The following is an 18,162-nucleotide window of genomic DNA, read 5'->3' as shown; positions in this document are numbered from 1 at the left end:
GCCCGCATCCAGGTACGTCGACAGCGGTAGTGATCATTTGAAGAACAGTCCGCCGTGGTCCGGGTTGAAGTCGATCACCATCACCTGCCCAGGGACGAGGGTGACCTCCGCTTCCTTGCTGAAATTGAAGCCGGGTTTGATGAGGTTGTCGTTCATCCTGACGGCCACCTGGTGCTTGCCGGCTTTCAGCTCGAAGCGTTTGTACACCGTCGAGACCCCGTCCTTGTAGAGGCCGGTGGGGTGCATCACGGTGCGGAAAGCGGGTTGACCGTCGAAATCGACTTCCAGTCTGATGTCGGATCGTTCGCGCGGGCAGTCCATCGGCGCGCGCATGTTGGGCGGCAGTTTGGCGAGTTCTTCGGGGGTGCGTTTGCGACACTCGCGGTCGCCCAGGTGGCTGATCGACAGCTTGATCAACGCGACGTCGTCGGGAATCTGCCGGTATTTGGGCGAGGTCGCAAAATAGCCGATGAAAGCAGCGAAAGCGCCGTAGAGGATCAACTGGCCGACGATGGCGGCGGGTTTAAGCATGATAGGAGGCTTTCCGCTGATAGGGGGGAAGTCTTTCGCTCGAAACCGATTCGAGCCGGGTTCTGAACTCGGCCAGCGCATTGGCCAGATTTCTGCTGTCGTGGGCTGCGGCAGGATAGAGTTGCAGTCGTGCAGCCGGAACGGTCTTGCGCAAATGCGGTTCCGCTGGCCCAGCAGGCGTTCGCTGGTCCACCGTTCGCCGAGGCGGAAATCGCAGCCGCCGCTACGGCAGGTGCTCACGAACACCCCGTCGGCGCCGCCGCGCAGCGCATATTCAACGAAGGCCGGCGGCAACATGCCGGTGCACAGCAGGGGAATCACTGCCGTGTCGGCGGCTGCCAGGGTGCTGGCATCGGCGCCGCGCGCACAACTGAACACGACGATCCTGCTGCGGCCAGTGAGCCGTGCCAGTGCCTGCTCGAGCTGCTCGCGTAGCGCATTGACCGGCTGCTGCGGCATGTCGATGCCGGTGAGCAGCGTCTCCTGTCTGCGGAAGGGCGTCGAGGAAGGGCAAGCGCCGGCGCAGATTCCGCAAGCCGCGCAGAGGTCGGCATCGACGACAGCCAGTTGCCAACCTGGCCGCCGAGGGTGCGGCTGCATGCTGATCGCGGCATAAGGGCAATCGGCGAGGCAGCGATCGCAGCCGGTACAGTTGGCTGCATCGACGGTGGCGACCGGCTGTGGCTGTGGGTGAGGCAGAACGGGCAGGATGAAGAGCAGTGCCGTCAGGCCGAACAGCAGCGTCCAGATGAGCGCTGGCGAGCTGAGGTCGGTCAGTGGATGAATGAACAGAATGAACCAGTCGAAGCCGAGATCGCCGGGGACCGTCGCCAGATTGGCCGGCGGATTGCTGAGCGCCGGCTTGAGCAGCGAAAGAACGAGCAGCGCAGCCAAGGTGCCCAGCATGGAGCGCCGGGACGGCAGGTAATCGACATGGCTGATGCGATGGACATGTGCCCACAGGCCGAGGATCAGCAGCAGCGGCACGCCGAGATGGAGGAACACCAGCATGGTGAAGAAGCGGTCGTTGATCGAGTCCGGCGCCATGAAGTTGCGCGCCGACGGTTCGCTGAAGATCGGCAGCCAGTCGAGCAGTTCGGTGGTGGCGGTGGCCGACAACTGCGCAAGCTGATCCCAGACGATCCAGTAGCCACCGATTCCTGCGATGTAGGCGAGCCAGATCAACGGTACGCCGGTCATCCAGGAATAGAGGCGGAAGCCGTGGTAACGCCCGTAGCTCCATTCGCGAACGAGGTGCAGCAGCATCAGCAGCATGAAGCCATCAGAGGCATAACGGTGCAGACTGCGCAGAATGCCGCCGAGATACCATTGTTCGCTGCTGAGGTAGCCGATCGAGCGGTAGACGGCGTCGATGCCGGTGTCGAGCACCGCGTACAGATAGAGCCCGCTGCCGACGGTGATCCACAGCAGATACAGACCCAGCGCGCCGAGATGGCGCAGCGGATTGTCCTCGCCGCCGAAAGGCGCGTCGAGAGCTTCCTCGAAGCGCAGGAAGACGCTTTTCGTGCCATTGCGCAATGCTGCGTGGAGACTCACGTCGCTGGGGTTCCTGGGCCGGTGCCGGTCATGATCATTAGTGCTTGATTATATTTCTGGTGGGCGCTTGGCGTCTTGACACGAGTCAAATTCGAAACAAGCAGATCGTGACCGATTGACGAAGAGAGGCCCCCATGCATCGATTCCGCAACATGTCGCTGCTGTCTGGAAATGCTTGCTCAAGGCACCCGGAGCATACCTTGGCGTGAAGACCATCGGAAAGGCACTGTGCAGGAAAAGGTTTGATGATGGAGGGCAGGCGTGAACCTGTCCTCTACTCCACCCTTTTAATGTGAAAGTCGCGTATGCGACTCACGAATCTCCCCTCCCCCCGCGCGGGGGCGAAGGCGGGGTTTCGCGGAGCACTGCTCCGCGCCGCCGCAGCCGGCCCGCGATGCAGCGTGGGCCGTGGGAGGGGTCGGGGGAGAGCATACAAGGGAAACGGTCATGACTTTCATGATCGGGGGTGCCTGGAAAAGTCATGGCCGTTAGCCCTGGCGATCATCGAGAGCCTGAAACACAAGAGCCAGCAGGCGACGGCGATCCATGCGCGACTCGACCTTGACCCAGTGTGGGCCGCGGTGAATACTGCTACCAATGCCCGGCTCGAAGCGGGCGTCATGAAGACCGGTGCTGATGCGGTTCAGAGCAAGAAAAAAATGACCTGAGATGAGGAGAACGAATGATGGAAACAACGCTATACCAGACTGATTTCTACACTTGGGCACGCCAACAAGCCGACATGCTGCGCGCAGGACGCTTCGACACCATCGATGCCGAACATTTGATTGAGGAACTTGATGCGATGGGGTCACGCGAGCGGCGCGAACTGGCGAACAGGTTGAAAATTCTGTTGACGCACCTGCTGAAGTGGCAGTTTCAACCAGAGCGGCGGGGCGCAAGTTGGGCGCGCACGATCCGCGTGCAACGCATGGACATTGCCGATTTGATTGCCGACGAGCCGGGCCTGGTGCCAGAGATTCCCCATGCGTTCGAGAAGGCATACCCAAAGGCGTTGCTGCTGGCGGCAAACGAAACAGGCATGGATGAATCGACCTTCCCCAAGCAATCGCCGTACTCAATCGAACAGACGATGGCGGATGACTTTCTGCCAGAGGGCAATTGAAAGAACCTGCGTTTTTGCTGCGCTTGGCTCCCGGCTGATCCCTGCGGGCGAAAACCGGGAACCCTTGCCCGGTTGGCATAGCACCTGCACAAGGTTGACGCGGAAGGGCGGAAGGGTGCGTAATTCTACATTAACAGATTCTAATGGCATTTTTGGGTGCTGGCGGCTGCCTTCGGTAGGCGCTGTCGCGGGCGCTTTGTCGCCGTGCATGACGCTCGGCGATGATTCGCACGAGGTCTTCGCGACCGTGAATCTTCACCGGGAGCTGCGCCACGAGCATGTCGACGACATCGGCACAGGACAGTAACTCGGCGTAGGGTGAGTGTTGCCGCCGCTCCTTGACGAGAAAGAGTAGTGCAACGCAGACGAGCGCCATGTGGTTGTACCAAGCCCGCCACTTGCGTACCTGGTAGTCGGCCATCCCACAGCAACCTTTCGCATTCTCGAAGGCGCGCTCGATGAAGTGGCGCTGTGCCTGCATGCGTGCCAGCTCGCGAAGTGGCGTGTCGGGCGCCGCGTTGGAGAGCATGAACTTCACCTCCTTGCCATCGCGGCGTGCCAGGAGATGCCATTGGCGGGCCTGTGCGCTGTTCGGATGACTGATCCACACGCGGGTATGGGCAAACATCGCGCGCACTTCACCCTTCTCCCCGTCGCGCAGGATCACCGGGTGCCACTCCTTTCGTTTCAGGCGCGCGGCCCATTCGCGGGCTTCCCAGGCCGGTACCCACGCCTTTCCCGGATCGGTAAAGTAAAACTGCTGGTCGCTGTGCACCTCGGTGGCGAATACCTCACCTGCATCGTCCCAATCAAACAGCAGCCAAGTCGCGTGGCCATAGAGGCCGTCGGCACCGATGAAGCCAAAGCGCACCCCGGCGGCTCGTGCCCGCTTGACCATCTCGGCAGCCATCTGCGGCTTAGTCCGAAAGACCCGTGCCGATTCCGGAATCCCCGCTTCCTGGCAACGCTTGGCGTCTTCAACCCAACGCTCTGGAAGGAACAATTCGAAGTCGATGATCGCCGCCTGCGACCCTCGTGCCAAGGCGGCATACACTCCAACCTGCGAGTTCTCGACCTTACCCAGGCGACCGTTGTACTGCCTGGCGACGCCCGCTGAATGGTCGCCCTTCTTTTGGACCCCAGACTCATCGAGCAACAGTCCCGTCTCTGGCCCACCGATCCACTCGTCCGCTTGTCGCGCCGTCTCCCGACGCACATTCTCAAAGTCCCATGCAGCATCGCTCAACAGGTGGTGGAGGCTGTAATACTCGGTCTCCGCCACCGTCTCGCTCATCTGTTCCAGGTTCGCACGAGGGCTTTGAAAAAGGCCCCGCAAGTACTGTTCAGCTTGCTCGGCCGTGCTTCGCGTTTTACTGCGGAAACACTCCCGGAACGACTGAAAATGGCTGGTCAGATTCTCGCAGCAGCTGGCCACCGCACGCCCGATCCCAAATAAATAAATTTGGCGATTTCATCGTCATACTCCTTATGTGGTAGAGCATTAGATATGTAGCTCAATAGCCTGTATTTCAACCATTTTAGAAATGTGGCAAAGTAGAAGTAATTGATGGATGTGAAGAATTGCTCTAAACCGAAATTGACGATGCGGAAGATGGGGTATGGGATATATTGATACAGCATGTCGCCTGCCCTTCGACAGAATTCCCGGCAACTTGATTGCCAGCATAAACTCTGGAGTGGCGGCAAAGGCCGCAGGCGCAAGGCATGCTGATAAGTTCCGCGCAACGTCGGAATGAACCGGCTGGCGCGGCCTTATCGCTCCAGTCCGGGTTGAATGAAATGTTGAGCACTTGCATCGACCCTGCCCTTTCTGCTCCCCACAGCGCCATCGTGCGCCACCTTGTGGCCCCAGGCGGCATCGGAAAACGTGACGCGGTACGTCCCGTCCGCCTGTGCAACGACAGCCAGCGCCTGCGGGAATGCCGACGACCGGAAGATCATCCCGTTTCGATCGTGCGCGGGTGTCAGGTCGAAGCCGACGTCTGTGCGGCCTTCTTGACGCGTGTGGCTGCCAGAAGGCTTCTCCCGCCAGCCGGATCCGTGGGCGAACCACCGGTCAGTGGACATGGATCGCCCGGATCAGCCATGCGTCGCAACATCGTCCAAGCGGTTCCATTCCAGTGACCGGTGCCGCCAGTGCCCGGCAATCTGCTGCGTGAAATCCGCCCGCACCAGCTTGGCCCGCGACTGAAGCCAGGCATCGTCCTCTCGCCGGATGATCACTCCCTCAAGCGGTCCATCGCGAAAGGCGCTCCGGCGATTGATCAACAGTTGCCGCAACTCCTGCAAGCTACTCAGGCCACCCATCAGTCCGGGAACAGTGATCAGGCCCAATCGCCAGGCCCATTGGTCACGTCGCTCGGTACTCCAGAAGCGACCCGCTCGCCGGTCATACACATCGAATAACAACCACCAATCGGGCAAAGCCGTGTAAGCCAGTGAGTGGCGTGCTGCACACCACTCACCGAAGGCAACAAGATGTTCGCCAAGCGCATCGAACAAGGCCTCCTCGCGCGGCGCAAGCCACTGACCCAGACGCGCGAACTGACCAGCATGCGGTGCATCGAGAAAATGCCCACGGTTCTGAGCACGCAGGACGCCATCCGGAGAAACCGAAAATCCGAGATTGGCGCCGTCGAGCTTTTCTTCCACCACCACCGGCTTGGCGAGCAGTGTGTCAGCCTCTGTGGCCGACAGCACCTTGTCGTCACGCGGCATGCCGCTGCCGATCCATGCCAGATGCGGCGTGTGCGGGAAACGGAAAAAAGCGCTCATGGCCTGGGAGGGAAGGCCGGCACTTTGCGTTTCGAAAACTTCTTCGCGTAAAACTTCGCGGTATCCGCCGGACAGAGAAAATCGACCGAGATACCCTTGGCCGCCAGTTGCGGCCACCAGTCCAGCCATTTGCTGTCGGCCGCCTGCCAGATCGGCGGCTTGGCCGGATGCGCGTTCGCCACGGCGGCAAACTTGCGGTCCGGAGGGTCGAATTGCTCTTCGAGCAGCGGATCGGGAAACTCGACGAAACGGTCCGGCCCGGTTTTCGTGAGCGGCACTCGGCACACGCGGCTTGCATTGAACTGGTTCTGCAGCAGCCACTTGAGAAATGCGTCACCGGTGCCTTTCGGCCGGTTCGGATGTGTCTTGTTCAGATACTCGCCGAGAATCAGGTTTTCCACGTCGATGGCCACCATGCCCGACCGCTGCCTGGCCAGCAGCGCACTGACGCAAGCTTCGCGGCATGTGTCGGAAACGTCCTGATGGCTGCCGTTGGCCACCAGCAATACGTTGGTATCGATCACCACCGGCGTCATGCCGTCTCCCCGGCGGTCTGACGCTTGATCGCCTCAAGCGTGCGCGCCGCAATGTCGCCCATCTCGTCGCCGAAGAAATTTTCCGGCCAGTTTTCGATCTCGCCGAAGCTGTTGAGATGCAAGGCCTCTAGTTCCGCGCTCGCACCCTCGCGCTTGACGAAATACACCGCGACGTCAGTCGCCTCGATCCTGTGCTCGGCGACCCGGCGCTGCAGACGCGAGAGGAAATGCTCGGAGTGCGTCTCGATGATCAACTGGGTGCCGCGCGCCGTGCTGTTTTCATTGGATTGGACCGCACTGATGAAAGCATCGGCAAGGTTGGCCTGAGCCGAAGGATGCAGGTGGATTTCCGGTTGCTCCATCCAGACCACCGAATTGGGCGGTGAATAGAAAGCCTGCACCAGTGCCGGCAAGACCTGCGAGACGCCCACCCCGACGTCCGTCAGCTTGACCACTGGCGACTCGGCATGAGTGCGCACCAAAACCTCGTATTCCTTGCGCCCCTCGGCCACCGGGTGAACCTCGAAACTGTCGATCACCCCCAGGTCGCGTAACCAGCTGGCAATGAACACGTCAAACGGCTGCAGCTTTTGCTTTGGGCCGCGGTTCAGTTTTCGCCCCTGCTTGGTCGCCGCCAGCAGTGCGGCGATGGTATGTTCGCCCAGCGCTCCGACATGCGGCGGTGTTTCTCCGGACCACTGATAGACACGCCGGGCCGACTGGCGCAGCGGACCGAGGTAATCCATCCGGTCCAGCATTTCTTCGACCCGCAGCGCAAAGTCAGCCAGGAAGTCGGCGTTCTGATAGCGAAGGAGCGTGCGGTCGGCGAAGCGGTAAAACTTCTCCGGTGGCTCCAGCGGCCACTTTCGACCCTTTGCCATCAGCAGCTTCAACGGTTCGCAATCGAGCGACGTCCTGTCGCCGCGCCGGTGCGTCACCTTCAGTGACATGGCCTCGACCTGCAACAGTCGATAGGTCAACGACTCGGTTTCCGGCTGACCGTTCTTGTCCGCACGTAGCGTGGACGACAACTCCAGTTCGCTGCCCTTGAACACTTCCGACGAATTCAGCGGGTTCCGGACGGTCAATGCCTGCGGCAGCCGCCAGCGGAGGGAAAACATGATCTTCTGGCCCAGATCGTGCCCATGGACGCAATCGGCGAAAGTGCCCAGGTCGATCAGGGAATTCTCGTCCCCCAGGTGTAAGGCGCGCTTGCGATCCGCCAGTTGTACCGTCTGCTTCAGGGCCAGCAGCAGATGGCCGAGGCTCGATTTGCCGGAACTGTTGGTGCCGAAGATCACGGTCAAGGGCGCGAGCGGCACCATCTTGGTGTCCCTCCACGCCTTGAAGTTCTGAATCTGCATCCGGGTCAGCATGACGGCTCCTTTCGGTCAGCGCGCATTATGCAGAGCATCCCACACCGCAAGCACTGGGCGACGGGTACGGCATTCGCCCACCACGCGGCTTTCATTCTCTCTCGTCGCCGGCAGGCGTTGTGCCTCGCCCGCAAACTGCCTCGCGCCCTCGCTCGAAAGCAGACGGGCGACCCGCCCGGCGCGCTGGATGATGGCATGCAGGGCCTCGTAGCCAGCGACCCGCTCGGCCACGGCCCGGTGTCGAACTGCGCGTCGCTGGTGCAATCGTACGCCACCTTGCGGTCCCAGGCGGCAACGGAAAAGCCGACGCCGTACGTCCCGCCCGCCTGTGCGACGACAGCCAGCGCCTGCGGGAACGCCGACGACCGGAAGGTCATCCCGTTTCCCTCGTGCACCGGTGTCAGGTCGAAGCCGGCGTCATGTGCGGCCTTCTCGACACGGGTGGTCTCGAGAACCTCGCCCCGAGCAGGTCGGCGAGCGAATTCCGCCCATGCCAACAGAAACTCCTGCAGTTCTCGCCTTGACCCCACGGCAAGGCCTGGGTATTTTCCACGCAGTCCGGAGACGATACGTTCCCGCCCGGTCTGCGCTGCCTGCGCAGCCACCCCCTCGGCGATCTCCGCTTCAGTGCGACCGAAGATGGGCGCGAGCGCCTTTGCCGACAAGCCTATTTCGACCGCATTGCCAGGGGCGTTTCCGGAAAAATAGACGGCGCAGGTCTGGCCGCTCGGCGCCTGCAACCGAAAATTGCCGTTGGCCAGTTTCGAGTAGCTGCCGAGGCCGGAAAGAGCTTCCCGCAAAATAGATTCATATTCGCTGCTCATGAGCACCTCTTCTGCACGGTTGATGCCGGTCCCCTGCGCCGCGTTCTTTTCGGCTTTCATAAAGCCCTATCGACAATTAACGGCCACGCAAATCCGGATCGAACGCCTCCGAATACTCGAGCATCTCGATGTGTGCCAGCTTGTTCCGATAGCGTCGAAGCTTTTCGGTCGCCTGCTGAATCGCCGGGTTCAGCCTTTGAGATCGCGCAACGTATGCCAGTTGGCCGATTTCCAGTTCGTTGAGATCGGTGATATTCGCGTCATTCAAGCGAATTGGCCATCTGACCACCGGCCGCATTCGTTGCACCCAATAACGACGACTCAGTTCAAGAAGTGGCAGGAGTTCGCCGGCCTGAGCCTGCCACAACCGTTCCATCAATTTGCCGTGCTCTGCTGGATGACGCAGCAGCAACATTGAATGCTCGAGTTCCATCCCGTCGAACTTGATCTTGCCCCCCGCTTCCCAAGTTGCCGCCAGATCCTCGGTCTGTGCCAGAGCACCGGTCGCCCCACTCAGTGCCGAAACCGGATCGAAAAGCTGTCGCTCATCGATACCGGCAAGGTAATCCGCCAATTCAAAGTCCCAAAGCGCCAGCTTAGCGATGATGCGCGACAGCAGTTTCCCTTTTCCGCCGTCGTAGCGCTTGTTTCTCATCGCCTCTCTCACATACAGTAAGACATCGAGTTCGCCCACTACGTCTTGCCATGGGGCTGTGAGCAAAGCTGCAGAACGTTCAGGAAGCCTGGAGAGCGGAACTCCCGCCACGACAGTAACGATCAACGGCCTGTCGAATTTTGCGACTACTCGACTTGCGACCTCGTATTCTGTCATGAAGTGCTGCCAAGCTCCCCAATGACCGGCATCAATACCTTGTACGATGACGACCTGTCCAGGCTCAAGCCTGCGTCTCAAGTTTCCAACCGATCGCCGCGTGGCCTCCGAATCCTCGATTTCGAGCCAGCCATAGATCTGATCAATCGGATTCTTCTCCTCGTCGTAACTACTCAGGGCGACCACGCCGAAGCTCAAGCGAGGCGAGGCTGAGGGGGCTGGCCCTGGAAAGTGAGGATCAGGGCGTGGAAGAGATTGGCGCCCTGCTTGTGCATGGTTGCGAGATACGAGTGAATGATGCAGTAGGCATCGGCCCCCTTCTTGGTCCGGAAGCCGCCGGAGACTTTCTGTTTGACCTTGGACATGCGCACGGCTTGCTCGGCCAGGTTGTTGGTGAACGGAACGCCGGGATCCGTGGCAAAGCGCCAGACATCGTCGGTGTAGGTGCGCAAGCGCAGGAGGAGGTTCGTCGCCTTGCTTTGCCGGGGACGCCCGCGTTTGCCCGAGGGTGGAGCCCGGGGATTGAGGGCTTCCCCTTCACTGAGAATGTCGGCGTAGCGGGACAGGAAGAACGCCCGGCGGGATTCCGGCAGCGGCGCGCCGGTCTGACCGACCTCATGACAGGCCGTCCGCAGGAGATCGATCATGCGGCCGGCCCAGGCTTGCCCGAGATCCTCAAAGAGGTAGGTCAGCTCGCGCAAGTGATGGGCATTGCACAGACCGTGCTTGCAGAGGAGGTCACGATAAGGCTTCCAGCCATCGTGAATGAGGGTGCCCAGGAAGCCGGGCAGAATTCCCAGGGCATCGAACGCCTGCTTGCCGCGTTTCGCATGGCAGGCGACCCAGGTCAGCAGCGTGGTCGCCAGGACGTGCATCCAGTGCAGCGAGCCGGCGACACGCAGCCCGGTCTCATCGGCGTGCGCGACATCGGCGACTTGAAGGGCCTGGCCGATGGTGCTCACCGTCGGCGTCAGCCGGACCCCGGCCTCCTGTGAGGCGGCGAGTACCGTGGCTTCGGCCATCGGCAGTCCGAAGAAATCGTCCATCAGCTCCGACGTGCGTTGCACCGGCATCATGTGGTGTTGCGTCAGATGCACCGCTGCCGCCAACGCCGCCGGCCCGTACTGGACCGGCGAAGAAACGCCTTCCGGGAACTCGCCACGGCACACCTCGCCGCAGGCGCAGGTCGCCGCCCAAACTTGATGCTCGGTGACCTCAAAGCGCAACGGCGGCAGATCGAACACCTGCCGGCTCTCGGCCATCGTCGCTTCCCCCAGGGGGCCTTGGCACGCGTGGCAGTGGGCCGCGGGCAAATGCACGACGACTCGATCCGGCTTTTCTACCTTCTGGAGCGTGTGTCCAGTATGCCCCGGCTGTCCGCCATTCGGGTGCTGCCCCGGTTTGCGCAGCGAACGGGGCTTGGCCGGCAGCTTGGCCAGCCCATCCGAGGACGGTGGTTTGCTCGAATTGTGGCTATTCTTGGCCCCTCGACCTTCCAGTTCCTGCACCTTCGCCTGCAGCTTCTCCACTTCTCCCCTCAACTGCCGCACCAGCGCACGTAAGGGCCAAAGCTCGCGGATCAGATCATCCTTCTCGGCAACACTCAGTCGTTCAAGGTCGGGAATCTCGTCCATGCCCACTCACCTGTACGAAGCCTATCCATTGCGAGGTCAATGCTGGGTTCTCTTGAAAGCTTGGACGTTCGCTCTGAGCAAAAATTCCAGTACCTGAGCGTCGCCACGCTTCAGCCTGTCCGCTTGGCGGAGGACTCCTGAGTAGTTACTCCTCGTCATCAAATGGGCCCACAACCCACCATCCCTCATCCAGCAAGTTCCGCCGTAACGTCTCAGCCAACTCCGGGACACCGCGCACAGGTGTCGGCAGGACGAGGTTGTGCCCGTCCCGAAGGTTCTCTATGGCCTTGGCAACAAAATTCGCCGGACCCGGCAAGGCCCACCAGTTCATCAATTCCTCGCTGCCTGCAAAACCCGTTTGACGATGGGGTCGAGAGTCCAGAAGTCACTGCCCTCACGCCTCGCAAGACCTATCAACTCAGCCCATCGCAAAGCCCGATCGGCTAGATCCAGTGCGCATTCTGAAAACTCGGCGAGCTCGCTGGGTTCGGCGGGCTGACCCCAATCCGCCAGCGTGCTCAGTATCTGTTGCGGCAAAGGAATATTGAGTCCGAACTCGGCAAGACGTTGTTTTACCTCCTGAGGATCGGTCCAGATGTGCCCTGCCGAATCGATCCGGCGTTCGAGTTCGTTGCCGGTGATGCCCTTCTCGACCAGCGAATAGAGCAGCGATGGCCAGAACCCCGTTGCCGATCCAAGCGACCCGGTCACATTAGGCAACTTCAAGTCTTCAAGCCATTGGCGGACGAAACTCTCCCGCCAGGGAAGCATCGACATCCAGGGAATATCGAGTTCGCGCAACGCCTCATCGGCCAAGGCTCCCCACATCATCTCGGGGTCGGCAACAAAAACGAGAGAGACAAACCGGCTTGGCGAACGCGAACGTTCCAGGAAATGCTTTGCGTCTCTGACACAGACCCCGCCCCAAGGGAGCGTATTGGGGACAACAACGAGCGTCAGTCCCTCGTGTTTCTTCTTGGCGACATTTTCGAGAGCTTTGGTGAACGAGACATGGTCACCGCACCCATCGAGTTCGACGAGCGTTCCGCTACCGGTGAGCTCAAGATAGTCCTTGAGGGCGGGGACGAGGCCAGCCGATCCGGCTGCAACTGATCCCGCAAGTGCCAGAACCGAATTCTCGTGGCGGAGGAGTTCGCTCAGTTGCTGGTAGGTCAACGGATTTCTGTACGGGCTCTCCGGCTGATCCCTGAGATGAGCTCGGAACGCGGCCGAGTCGAATTCGCCAGTAGGCTCCCGCGATTTGACAAGCACGGTCTCGATCTCCTCTTGATTGCCTAGCAGCAGGAAGATATTCGGGTTTCGCAAGCTGTAACGCCCTTCCGGATTTCTGGAAAGGACCCCCAGTTCCACCATTTCATCCAGCAGAACGCGGAAATCCAGCTCGCTGGTATCGTGAAATCCTTCGGGCCACCACTGCATCGCGCCGGTTTGCCAAATACTCCGCCAATCCATCCCTTCGTTGTGGGGGTATCGACCGGAAACAGTCTCATGTGCCATGGCATAGGCAACCACCTCGTAGCGCAAATCCAATTGCAGGGTCAACCGGAACTTGTTGCGTATTTCGTCGCGAAGATCCCCGCTCGAGTAGACCGCCTCGATATCTTGGTTGGTGATTCGGTAGCGTGGCCCGGGTGAGCGTTGTTGGCTGCCCACCTTCGCCAGCATGTGGCGCAAGAGGTGGTGGCAGTAAAGCTGAATCAGGCTCGGGTAGTAGTTGGTTTGCGCCAGAATGCGAATCATGAGGCTTGGTGTATCGAATTCGAATCCCGCAGCCAGAAGCGGCTTCTGCACAAGATCCTGTGCCTCGCGGATCTCATGCTCATCGATGAAGGGACCGATCTTGATCGGCTCGCCGAAATGCGCCAGCGGATGATTCGCACGCTCGGTCATCCGCAAAACATTGTGCAACCCGGCAAAGACCACCTTGAAACGCCTTTCCGTCACGTCCATCAACTGCTTGAGGCGCCGGGTTTCGGCAAAGTCGTGCCGGCCGTCCTGCTCGAAGAAGCGGTCCGTTTCGTCAAGGAGCAGAAGGATGCGCCGTTCGACGCCTACATCGAGGAAGGTGCGCAGCGTCTTTACCAAGGCATCCACGCCACCCTTCTTTGCCAGGGAGACAGAGCCAACCGCTGCATCAAGCACCCCCGCGTCCTTCAGACTGGCGGCCAGCGGCAACCAGATCTCGGATGCCGCACGATTGACCCCGATACCTTCGGCGCGGAGATCGATCCATGTCGAATACCGCCCCTTTCCGGGTGCGTGGAAAGCCTGCTCCGCACGACGCATCAAGGCAGTCTTCCCCAACTGGCGTCCGCCGTAGATGAAACAGCGACCATTCACACCGAGGATGGCGTTGAGCTCTGCCGTGCGGCCGAAGAACATTTCCGGAGGTACTAGGCCGGCTGTTGCGTCGTATGGATCGCAATACCCGAAAGGCAGGCTGGTCGAGAAGAACGCCGCCAGGCGGGACCCGCTTTGCGCCGCCAGGAACAGGAGCAGCACCTCGTCAATGAGGACGAAGCTCTTGTGCGCCAGCTTTGCCTTTCGACTGATATCGCGCCACTTTCGCTCCGACATGCGGCCAAAGTAGAGCACGATCGTCGCTCGATACAGACTGGAATCCCCGATCATCTGGACGATGTCGTCCTCCGTCGGCCGCTCCCACAAGCAGATTACACGGTAGTTTCCCTTCGAGCCCGACCCAAAATGCGGGATCGGACAAACGGCCCGATCCTCAACCGTCGCAGTGGTCATCTTCCAGACTTCCAGCCCCGGAGTTCTTTGTTCCCGTGAGGGCAGGTTGGACAGGACGAAGCCCACGCCGCTGAAGAAGGACTGAAGTCTCGCCGCATCGGCTTCACGGCGCGACTTCAGCACTGACCAATCCGTAAACATCTTCGCAGCCTGATCCCGTTGCGCGCCATCCACTTTGCCCAGTTCCAGGCCCGGTATCTGCTCTCCTTTTCTGATGATGGCGTCCACGGGTTCCTTGGCTTTCCGACTGCTCAGCCAGTTTTCAAGCTCGGAAATACACTGCACGAAAGAGCGGAAGGGGTCAGCCACGACCGAATCCTCGGGCCATGGCGACAGGCCGCGGCGAACCCGCTGTAGCAACTCATTTGCTGTTGCGATATCTCCCTCGCTAAGCACCTTCTCCACTTCAGCCAGGGCTGCCGGATTCTTGCCGGATCGCGCCAGATCTGAAATCGCCCCACGAACATCCGCGGCCTTGTTGTCGTGGTTCCTTTGGATGCTTTCTGAAATTCCGGAGATAGCGCACAACGCAGAATCAAAACGCCCCTGTTCGGTGGTCTGTGCCTCGAGAACCACCAGGTCGCTCTCCCAGGCGCTACGTTCCGGATCCGACACGTAGCCGTAAGCCGAACCAACCTCGATATCACGGCGCACCTCCAGCAGCGCACCCTTCAGCTTTGCGCGCCAACTCTCGCGTTCGCGGCGCAGACTATCCTCAAGGTCGGATACCGAAACATCCTCGCCGGCACACTGCAGCAGCAACTCCGCACCGAACACGTCACCGATATGAAGGCGCGCATCGAAAGCGTCCAGAAGGGAAACAGGTTCAGCAACCCACTGCCTCAGCGACGAGACGATTTCCGCCTCCTGCGTCTCGACTGACCAATCAGTCCTGATCCGGATCGACGGCACCAGCAAGAGGTCCCTTCCCATCACTTCAATGGCTGGCGGTTCCTTTGCCGGCAACGGAGATTCCGGATCGAAAAGGCCGTGAAGCGCCTGAAGCTCTCTCAAGGCCGCTTTCTGCGAACTCGCCACAAGCCCCCAAGGGTCGCTATCGGTCGCCGTAAGTTCGGCGAGTATGGGTGCGCGCAACTGCTCCAGTTTCTCACGAACATTCATGAGCAGCTTGCGCATCTGATCGCTGGATGGGCTCTGGCTTTGGAGCAGCGCCACCCAGCGCCTGGCAAGCCCGATGGCTTCTAGCGTGCATCTCCCGAGGTGATCGAATGCACCCGAATGGATATCCTCACCCTTGACCCGACCGTTCTCGGTTCGATCGGTCTTCCGGATCAGCTTGCGGAACTCCGAGTAATCCGACAGCGAACGGATCAGTTCCTTGACATCCGCCAGTTCGGCTGGCCTGTTGTACGCCACCGGAGCCACCAACCTCGCGATCAAGCCATCCGGCTTCAACCACGCGTGCCAAACCTTGGTCGCGGGAGCATACTTGATCGTCATTGCCGGCGCTTGTGTCTTCAGCCAGTCTCTTGCCTCGCGCTGCAGGGCGGAAAAATCAATGCGAATAGCCGCTTGGGAGCGCGCCAAGCGTATCGACGCCAGTTCGATACGGAAGCCCTGCAGGAGGTCACTGGATTCCCGCAGCGCCTGGACAAGCGCATAGAGCGACTTGTACCGTCCCTGACTGTCGAGATGCAGATAGCCGGCAATCGCCGAGGCGCCGCTCTCCGGACAGAGCACCATCGGCCGCAACGTCGCCGCCACGAGTAGCAGGTTCAGCGCTGTGTGCCACGAATGCGGACCGTCCTCATGAAACCACGCCTCGGAAAGGTTCTGAAGCCTGGCCGCCACCGACTCACGCAAGCCACCGTCAGGAAAGACCAAAGAATGTGCCAGCGCGACCGATTCCAGCAGTTCGAGCGGCGGTGTTCGGAGGCGATCGTCCGTTCTCCTCAAGGCCCTGGCGAACTGGTAAGCCATCGACAGGTTCCCTCGCTCCAGCAGGTTCCAGATCGGGCGGCATGCCTCGCCGGCGTCTGGGGAATATGGATCCTCGCGAGTGCTTTCCGCCGCGCCGCCACCCGCAACCACGATGCCATGGCTGATCTCAGCCCGGGTTGGCATGGTGGGATCAGCCAAGGGCTTGGGGCTCGGTTTAGGCACTGGGTCAGGCACAGGCTCAGATACCGCTTCAGGCCCGGGAGCCGGTGGTGGCAGGATCAGAGGTTCTGCTTCTGGCGCGTGCACCGGCTCTGATACCAACGACGGGAGCACTTCGCCAGGTTGCGCTGTGGCCACCACAAGCGTCGGCTCAACTGGCGAGGCATCGATCCCACCAGTGCCCTCTTCTGGTTCGATCTCCGGAGAATCATTCCCCTGCGTCTCAAACGGTCGGCGATAGGGGCTGGCGGCCGACAGGAAGACGTCCTGCAGTGACTCGAGCTTCTCGTCCAGGTCCAGCAGTGCTCTCTCCCGCTCGCGCCGTTTCCTTTCGATCGGCTTGCGCTCGAGCGACGATTTCGCCGCGCGTACCTGCCGATCCAGAGTATCGTGCTCATCCTGCAAGGCGTGGCGACCGCCTGCCTCGGACTCGAAGGTCGCGCCGGCGTGCGCAGCCCGCTCACGAGCGGCGTCGACATCGGCTGACAGTGCTTCGAGGCTTGCCTCCGGCTCGCCGAGCGCATCCTCCCAGCGTTTGTCTAGCGCCTGCAATACTGCTTCGTCGAGCCAGGCAAACTCTGGCTTGCCACTCCACTCGTGGCAAAGATCGATCAACGCGTCCACTTTCGCCTTGATCTCCTCCCGTAGCGTGTCCTCCGCTGCAGGCAAGTGCGCTGCCAACACCTCGAACTCTTCGCCAATGCTCATCAAGTGGGCGACGGACTGCCGTGATGGGCGACGACGCAATTCGTCGCGGAGATGATCGAGCCTTTCCAGCAGTGCGTCCCAGTTCGACTGAAACCCAGCCGGGCTCAATTCCTCGGCGACAGGGGCCTGCTCGGATTCCTCCGGTTCAACGGCCTGATAGACCAACTGGAAGTCACTGCTCAAATCCGGGCACAGTTCGATAGCCCGTCGTGCGAACCATTCGTTCGCCGATGCTGAGCAGAGCGCGAAGACCGCGTGGCTCACCGCGCGGCGTCGGGTGTCGTCAAGTTCCGGCCAGCGGGCCAGTTCGTCGACGATCTGCGGCCAGAGCATGAAAACGTTGAACGAAAGCTTCATACCTGACACGGGCAGGCGTTCTTCAATAGCGACCCGGATATCCGGCCATGCCGTGCAGTTGGCGAGCAGGGTCTCCTCGTCGAACGCGAGGCTGGTCCAGCCGCTGTCGAATTCCTCGAGGAAGACCAGGTCCACCGAGCGCGCATAGTCCGTCGCTGTGAACCGGTCGCGCCCTGCGGGCCCGGCTCGGCGCACTCCCCAGAAAGAACCCATCCGCTGTATAGGATTTGACCAGCGGCGGACGAGTTGCTTGTCCGCTTCTGGAAGGTGAGCGACCCGTTCGCCGAGAAACTCAGAAATCATTGCATCGAAACCGCTGTCGCCCTTTGAATGCTCGCTCAGCCGGCGCTTGACGTCCCGGTTCAGACCCTTGGCCTGCAACAGCTTGATCAGCACAATACTCTTGCCGTCCGGCTGCAGAACGTCATCTGGCAGGCCGAACAGGGCTATATTCTTTTTGATATCGTTCATGGCTTGATGGCTTTCTAGTCGATCTTGCTGTTTGGATTGAAACCCTGCGTCCACGGATGCGGTCCGTCCGGCCAGAGCGTCCTACGCCTCGAGCACCAGGCGGCGGGTGCGGTATTCGCCGAACTGGCGGGTTTCGTTGTTCTTGAGGACGCGGTAGGTTTCGGATGGGTAATCGGCGCCCATGACGTCGGCGGGGTCGAGGATGTAGCGCAGTTCGTCACAGAAGAACCAGCGGCCCCGGGTCAGGAGCAGCTTGATCGCCTCCAGCTCGTCGCGACGGCCGTAAAATTTCCAGGATGTCATAAACTCGTTGGCTCATGTTGCGTTTTGAGGACATGTTTCAGGTTGCAGTAGGAGACTGACGAGAGATCCCAATAGGGCACGTCCGCGACGCCTCACATTGTGCACAAACTCGAAGAAGATCAATAGAGGGGTAATTTTTCCAGCCCTGACGCATGACCCATCCGACTCGGGCCCGTTTACCGGTAACGCTCGCTTTCGCCGCCGAGGCGGTCGGA

At 60.6% G+C, this 18,162-nt stretch carries 11 protein-coding genes; 1 reads left to right on the top strand and 10 read right to left on the bottom strand.

Translation table 11 applies throughout. The features are described 5' to 3' along the window. Positions 1–33: 33 nt before the first annotated feature. Positions 34–2,088, bottom strand: coding sequence for a cytochrome b N-terminal domain-containing protein (locus V5B59_RS11510; RefSeq protein WP_332351883.1), 2,055 nt, complete (start codon positions 2,086–2,088; stop codon positions 34–36). Between the two features lie 685 nt (positions 2,089–2,773). On the opposite strand from V5B59_RS11510, the gene V5B59_RS11505 reads away from it, so the two are divergent. Beyond that, positions 2,774–3,214 carry a DUF29 domain-containing protein gene (locus V5B59_RS11505; protein WP_169071866.1) on the top strand — a complete coding sequence of 147 codons (441 nt, stop codon included), beginning with the start codon at positions 2,774–2,776 and terminating at the stop codon, positions 3,212–3,214. 130 nt (positions 3,215–3,344) lie between these two features. On the opposite strand, the gene V5B59_RS11500 is transcribed toward V5B59_RS11505, so the two are convergent. The 9 genes from V5B59_RS11500 to V5B59_RS11460 all read right to left on the bottom strand — a co-directional run bounded on the left by V5B59_RS11500 (position 3,345) and on the right by V5B59_RS11460 (position 17,947). After that, on the bottom strand, positions 3,345–4,649 hold the full coding sequence (locus tag V5B59_RS11500) for an IS701 family transposase (RefSeq protein ID WP_246149239.1): 1,305 nt from the start codon (positions 4,647–4,649) through the stop codon (positions 3,345–3,347). Positions 4,650–5,314: 665 nt separating this feature from the next. After that, positions 5,315–6,010 carry an RNA ligase family protein gene (locus V5B59_RS11495; RefSeq protein ID WP_332351882.1) on the bottom strand — a complete coding sequence of 232 codons (696 nt, stop codon included), beginning with the start codon at positions 6,008–6,010 and terminating at the stop codon, positions 5,315–5,317. Further along, a complete protein-coding gene (locus V5B59_RS11490) occupies positions 6,007–6,546 on the bottom strand; it encodes a hypothetical protein (RefSeq protein WP_332351881.1) in 540 nt (179 codons plus the stop codon). Before V5B59_RS11490 ends, V5B59_RS11495 begins: the two co-directional genes overlap by 4 nt. Beyond that, positions 6,543–7,922, bottom strand: coding sequence for a DUF3696 domain-containing protein (locus V5B59_RS11485; RefSeq protein WP_332351880.1), 1,380 nt, complete (start codon positions 7,920–7,922; stop codon positions 6,543–6,545). The genes V5B59_RS11490 and V5B59_RS11485 overlap by 4 nt, the downstream gene beginning before the upstream one ends. Next, on the bottom strand, positions 7,916–8,806 hold the full coding sequence (locus V5B59_RS11480) for a hypothetical protein (protein ID WP_332351879.1): 891 nt from the start codon (positions 8,804–8,806) through the stop codon (positions 7,916–7,918). Before V5B59_RS11480 ends, V5B59_RS11485 begins: the two co-directional genes overlap by 7 nt. Positions 8,807–8,822: 16 nt before the next feature. Further along, on the bottom strand, positions 8,823–9,776 hold the full coding sequence (locus V5B59_RS11475; RefSeq protein ID WP_332351878.1) for a hypothetical protein: 954 nt from the start codon (positions 9,774–9,776) through the stop codon (positions 8,823–8,825). Next, complete coding sequence (gene tnpC / locus V5B59_RS11470) at positions 9,773–11,212, bottom strand: IS66 family transposase (protein ID WP_169072211.1); 1,440 nt, start codon at positions 11,210–11,212, stop codon at positions 9,773–9,775. Before tnpC ends, V5B59_RS11475 begins: the two co-directional genes overlap by 4 nt. Positions 11,213–11,542: 330 nt before the next feature. Next, entirely contained in the window at positions 11,543–17,644 is a 6,102-nt protein-coding gene (locus V5B59_RS11465; protein WP_332351877.1) for an ATP-binding protein, read from the bottom strand. A gap of 81 nt (positions 17,645–17,725) precedes the next feature. After that, positions 17,726–17,947, bottom strand: coding sequence for a hypothetical protein (locus V5B59_RS11460; RefSeq protein ID WP_169070089.1), 222 nt, complete (start codon positions 17,945–17,947; stop codon positions 17,726–17,728). Positions 17,948–18,162: the final 215 nt, after the last annotated feature.

This window comes from Candidatus Accumulibacter contiguus (assembly GCF_036625285.1).
Lineage (GTDB): Bacteria > Pseudomonadota > Gammaproteobacteria > Burkholderiales > Rhodocyclaceae > Accumulibacter > Accumulibacter contiguus.
Note: the sequence above shows the minus strand (reverse complement) of the source record. Positions and strands in the feature narration are given on the sequence as shown.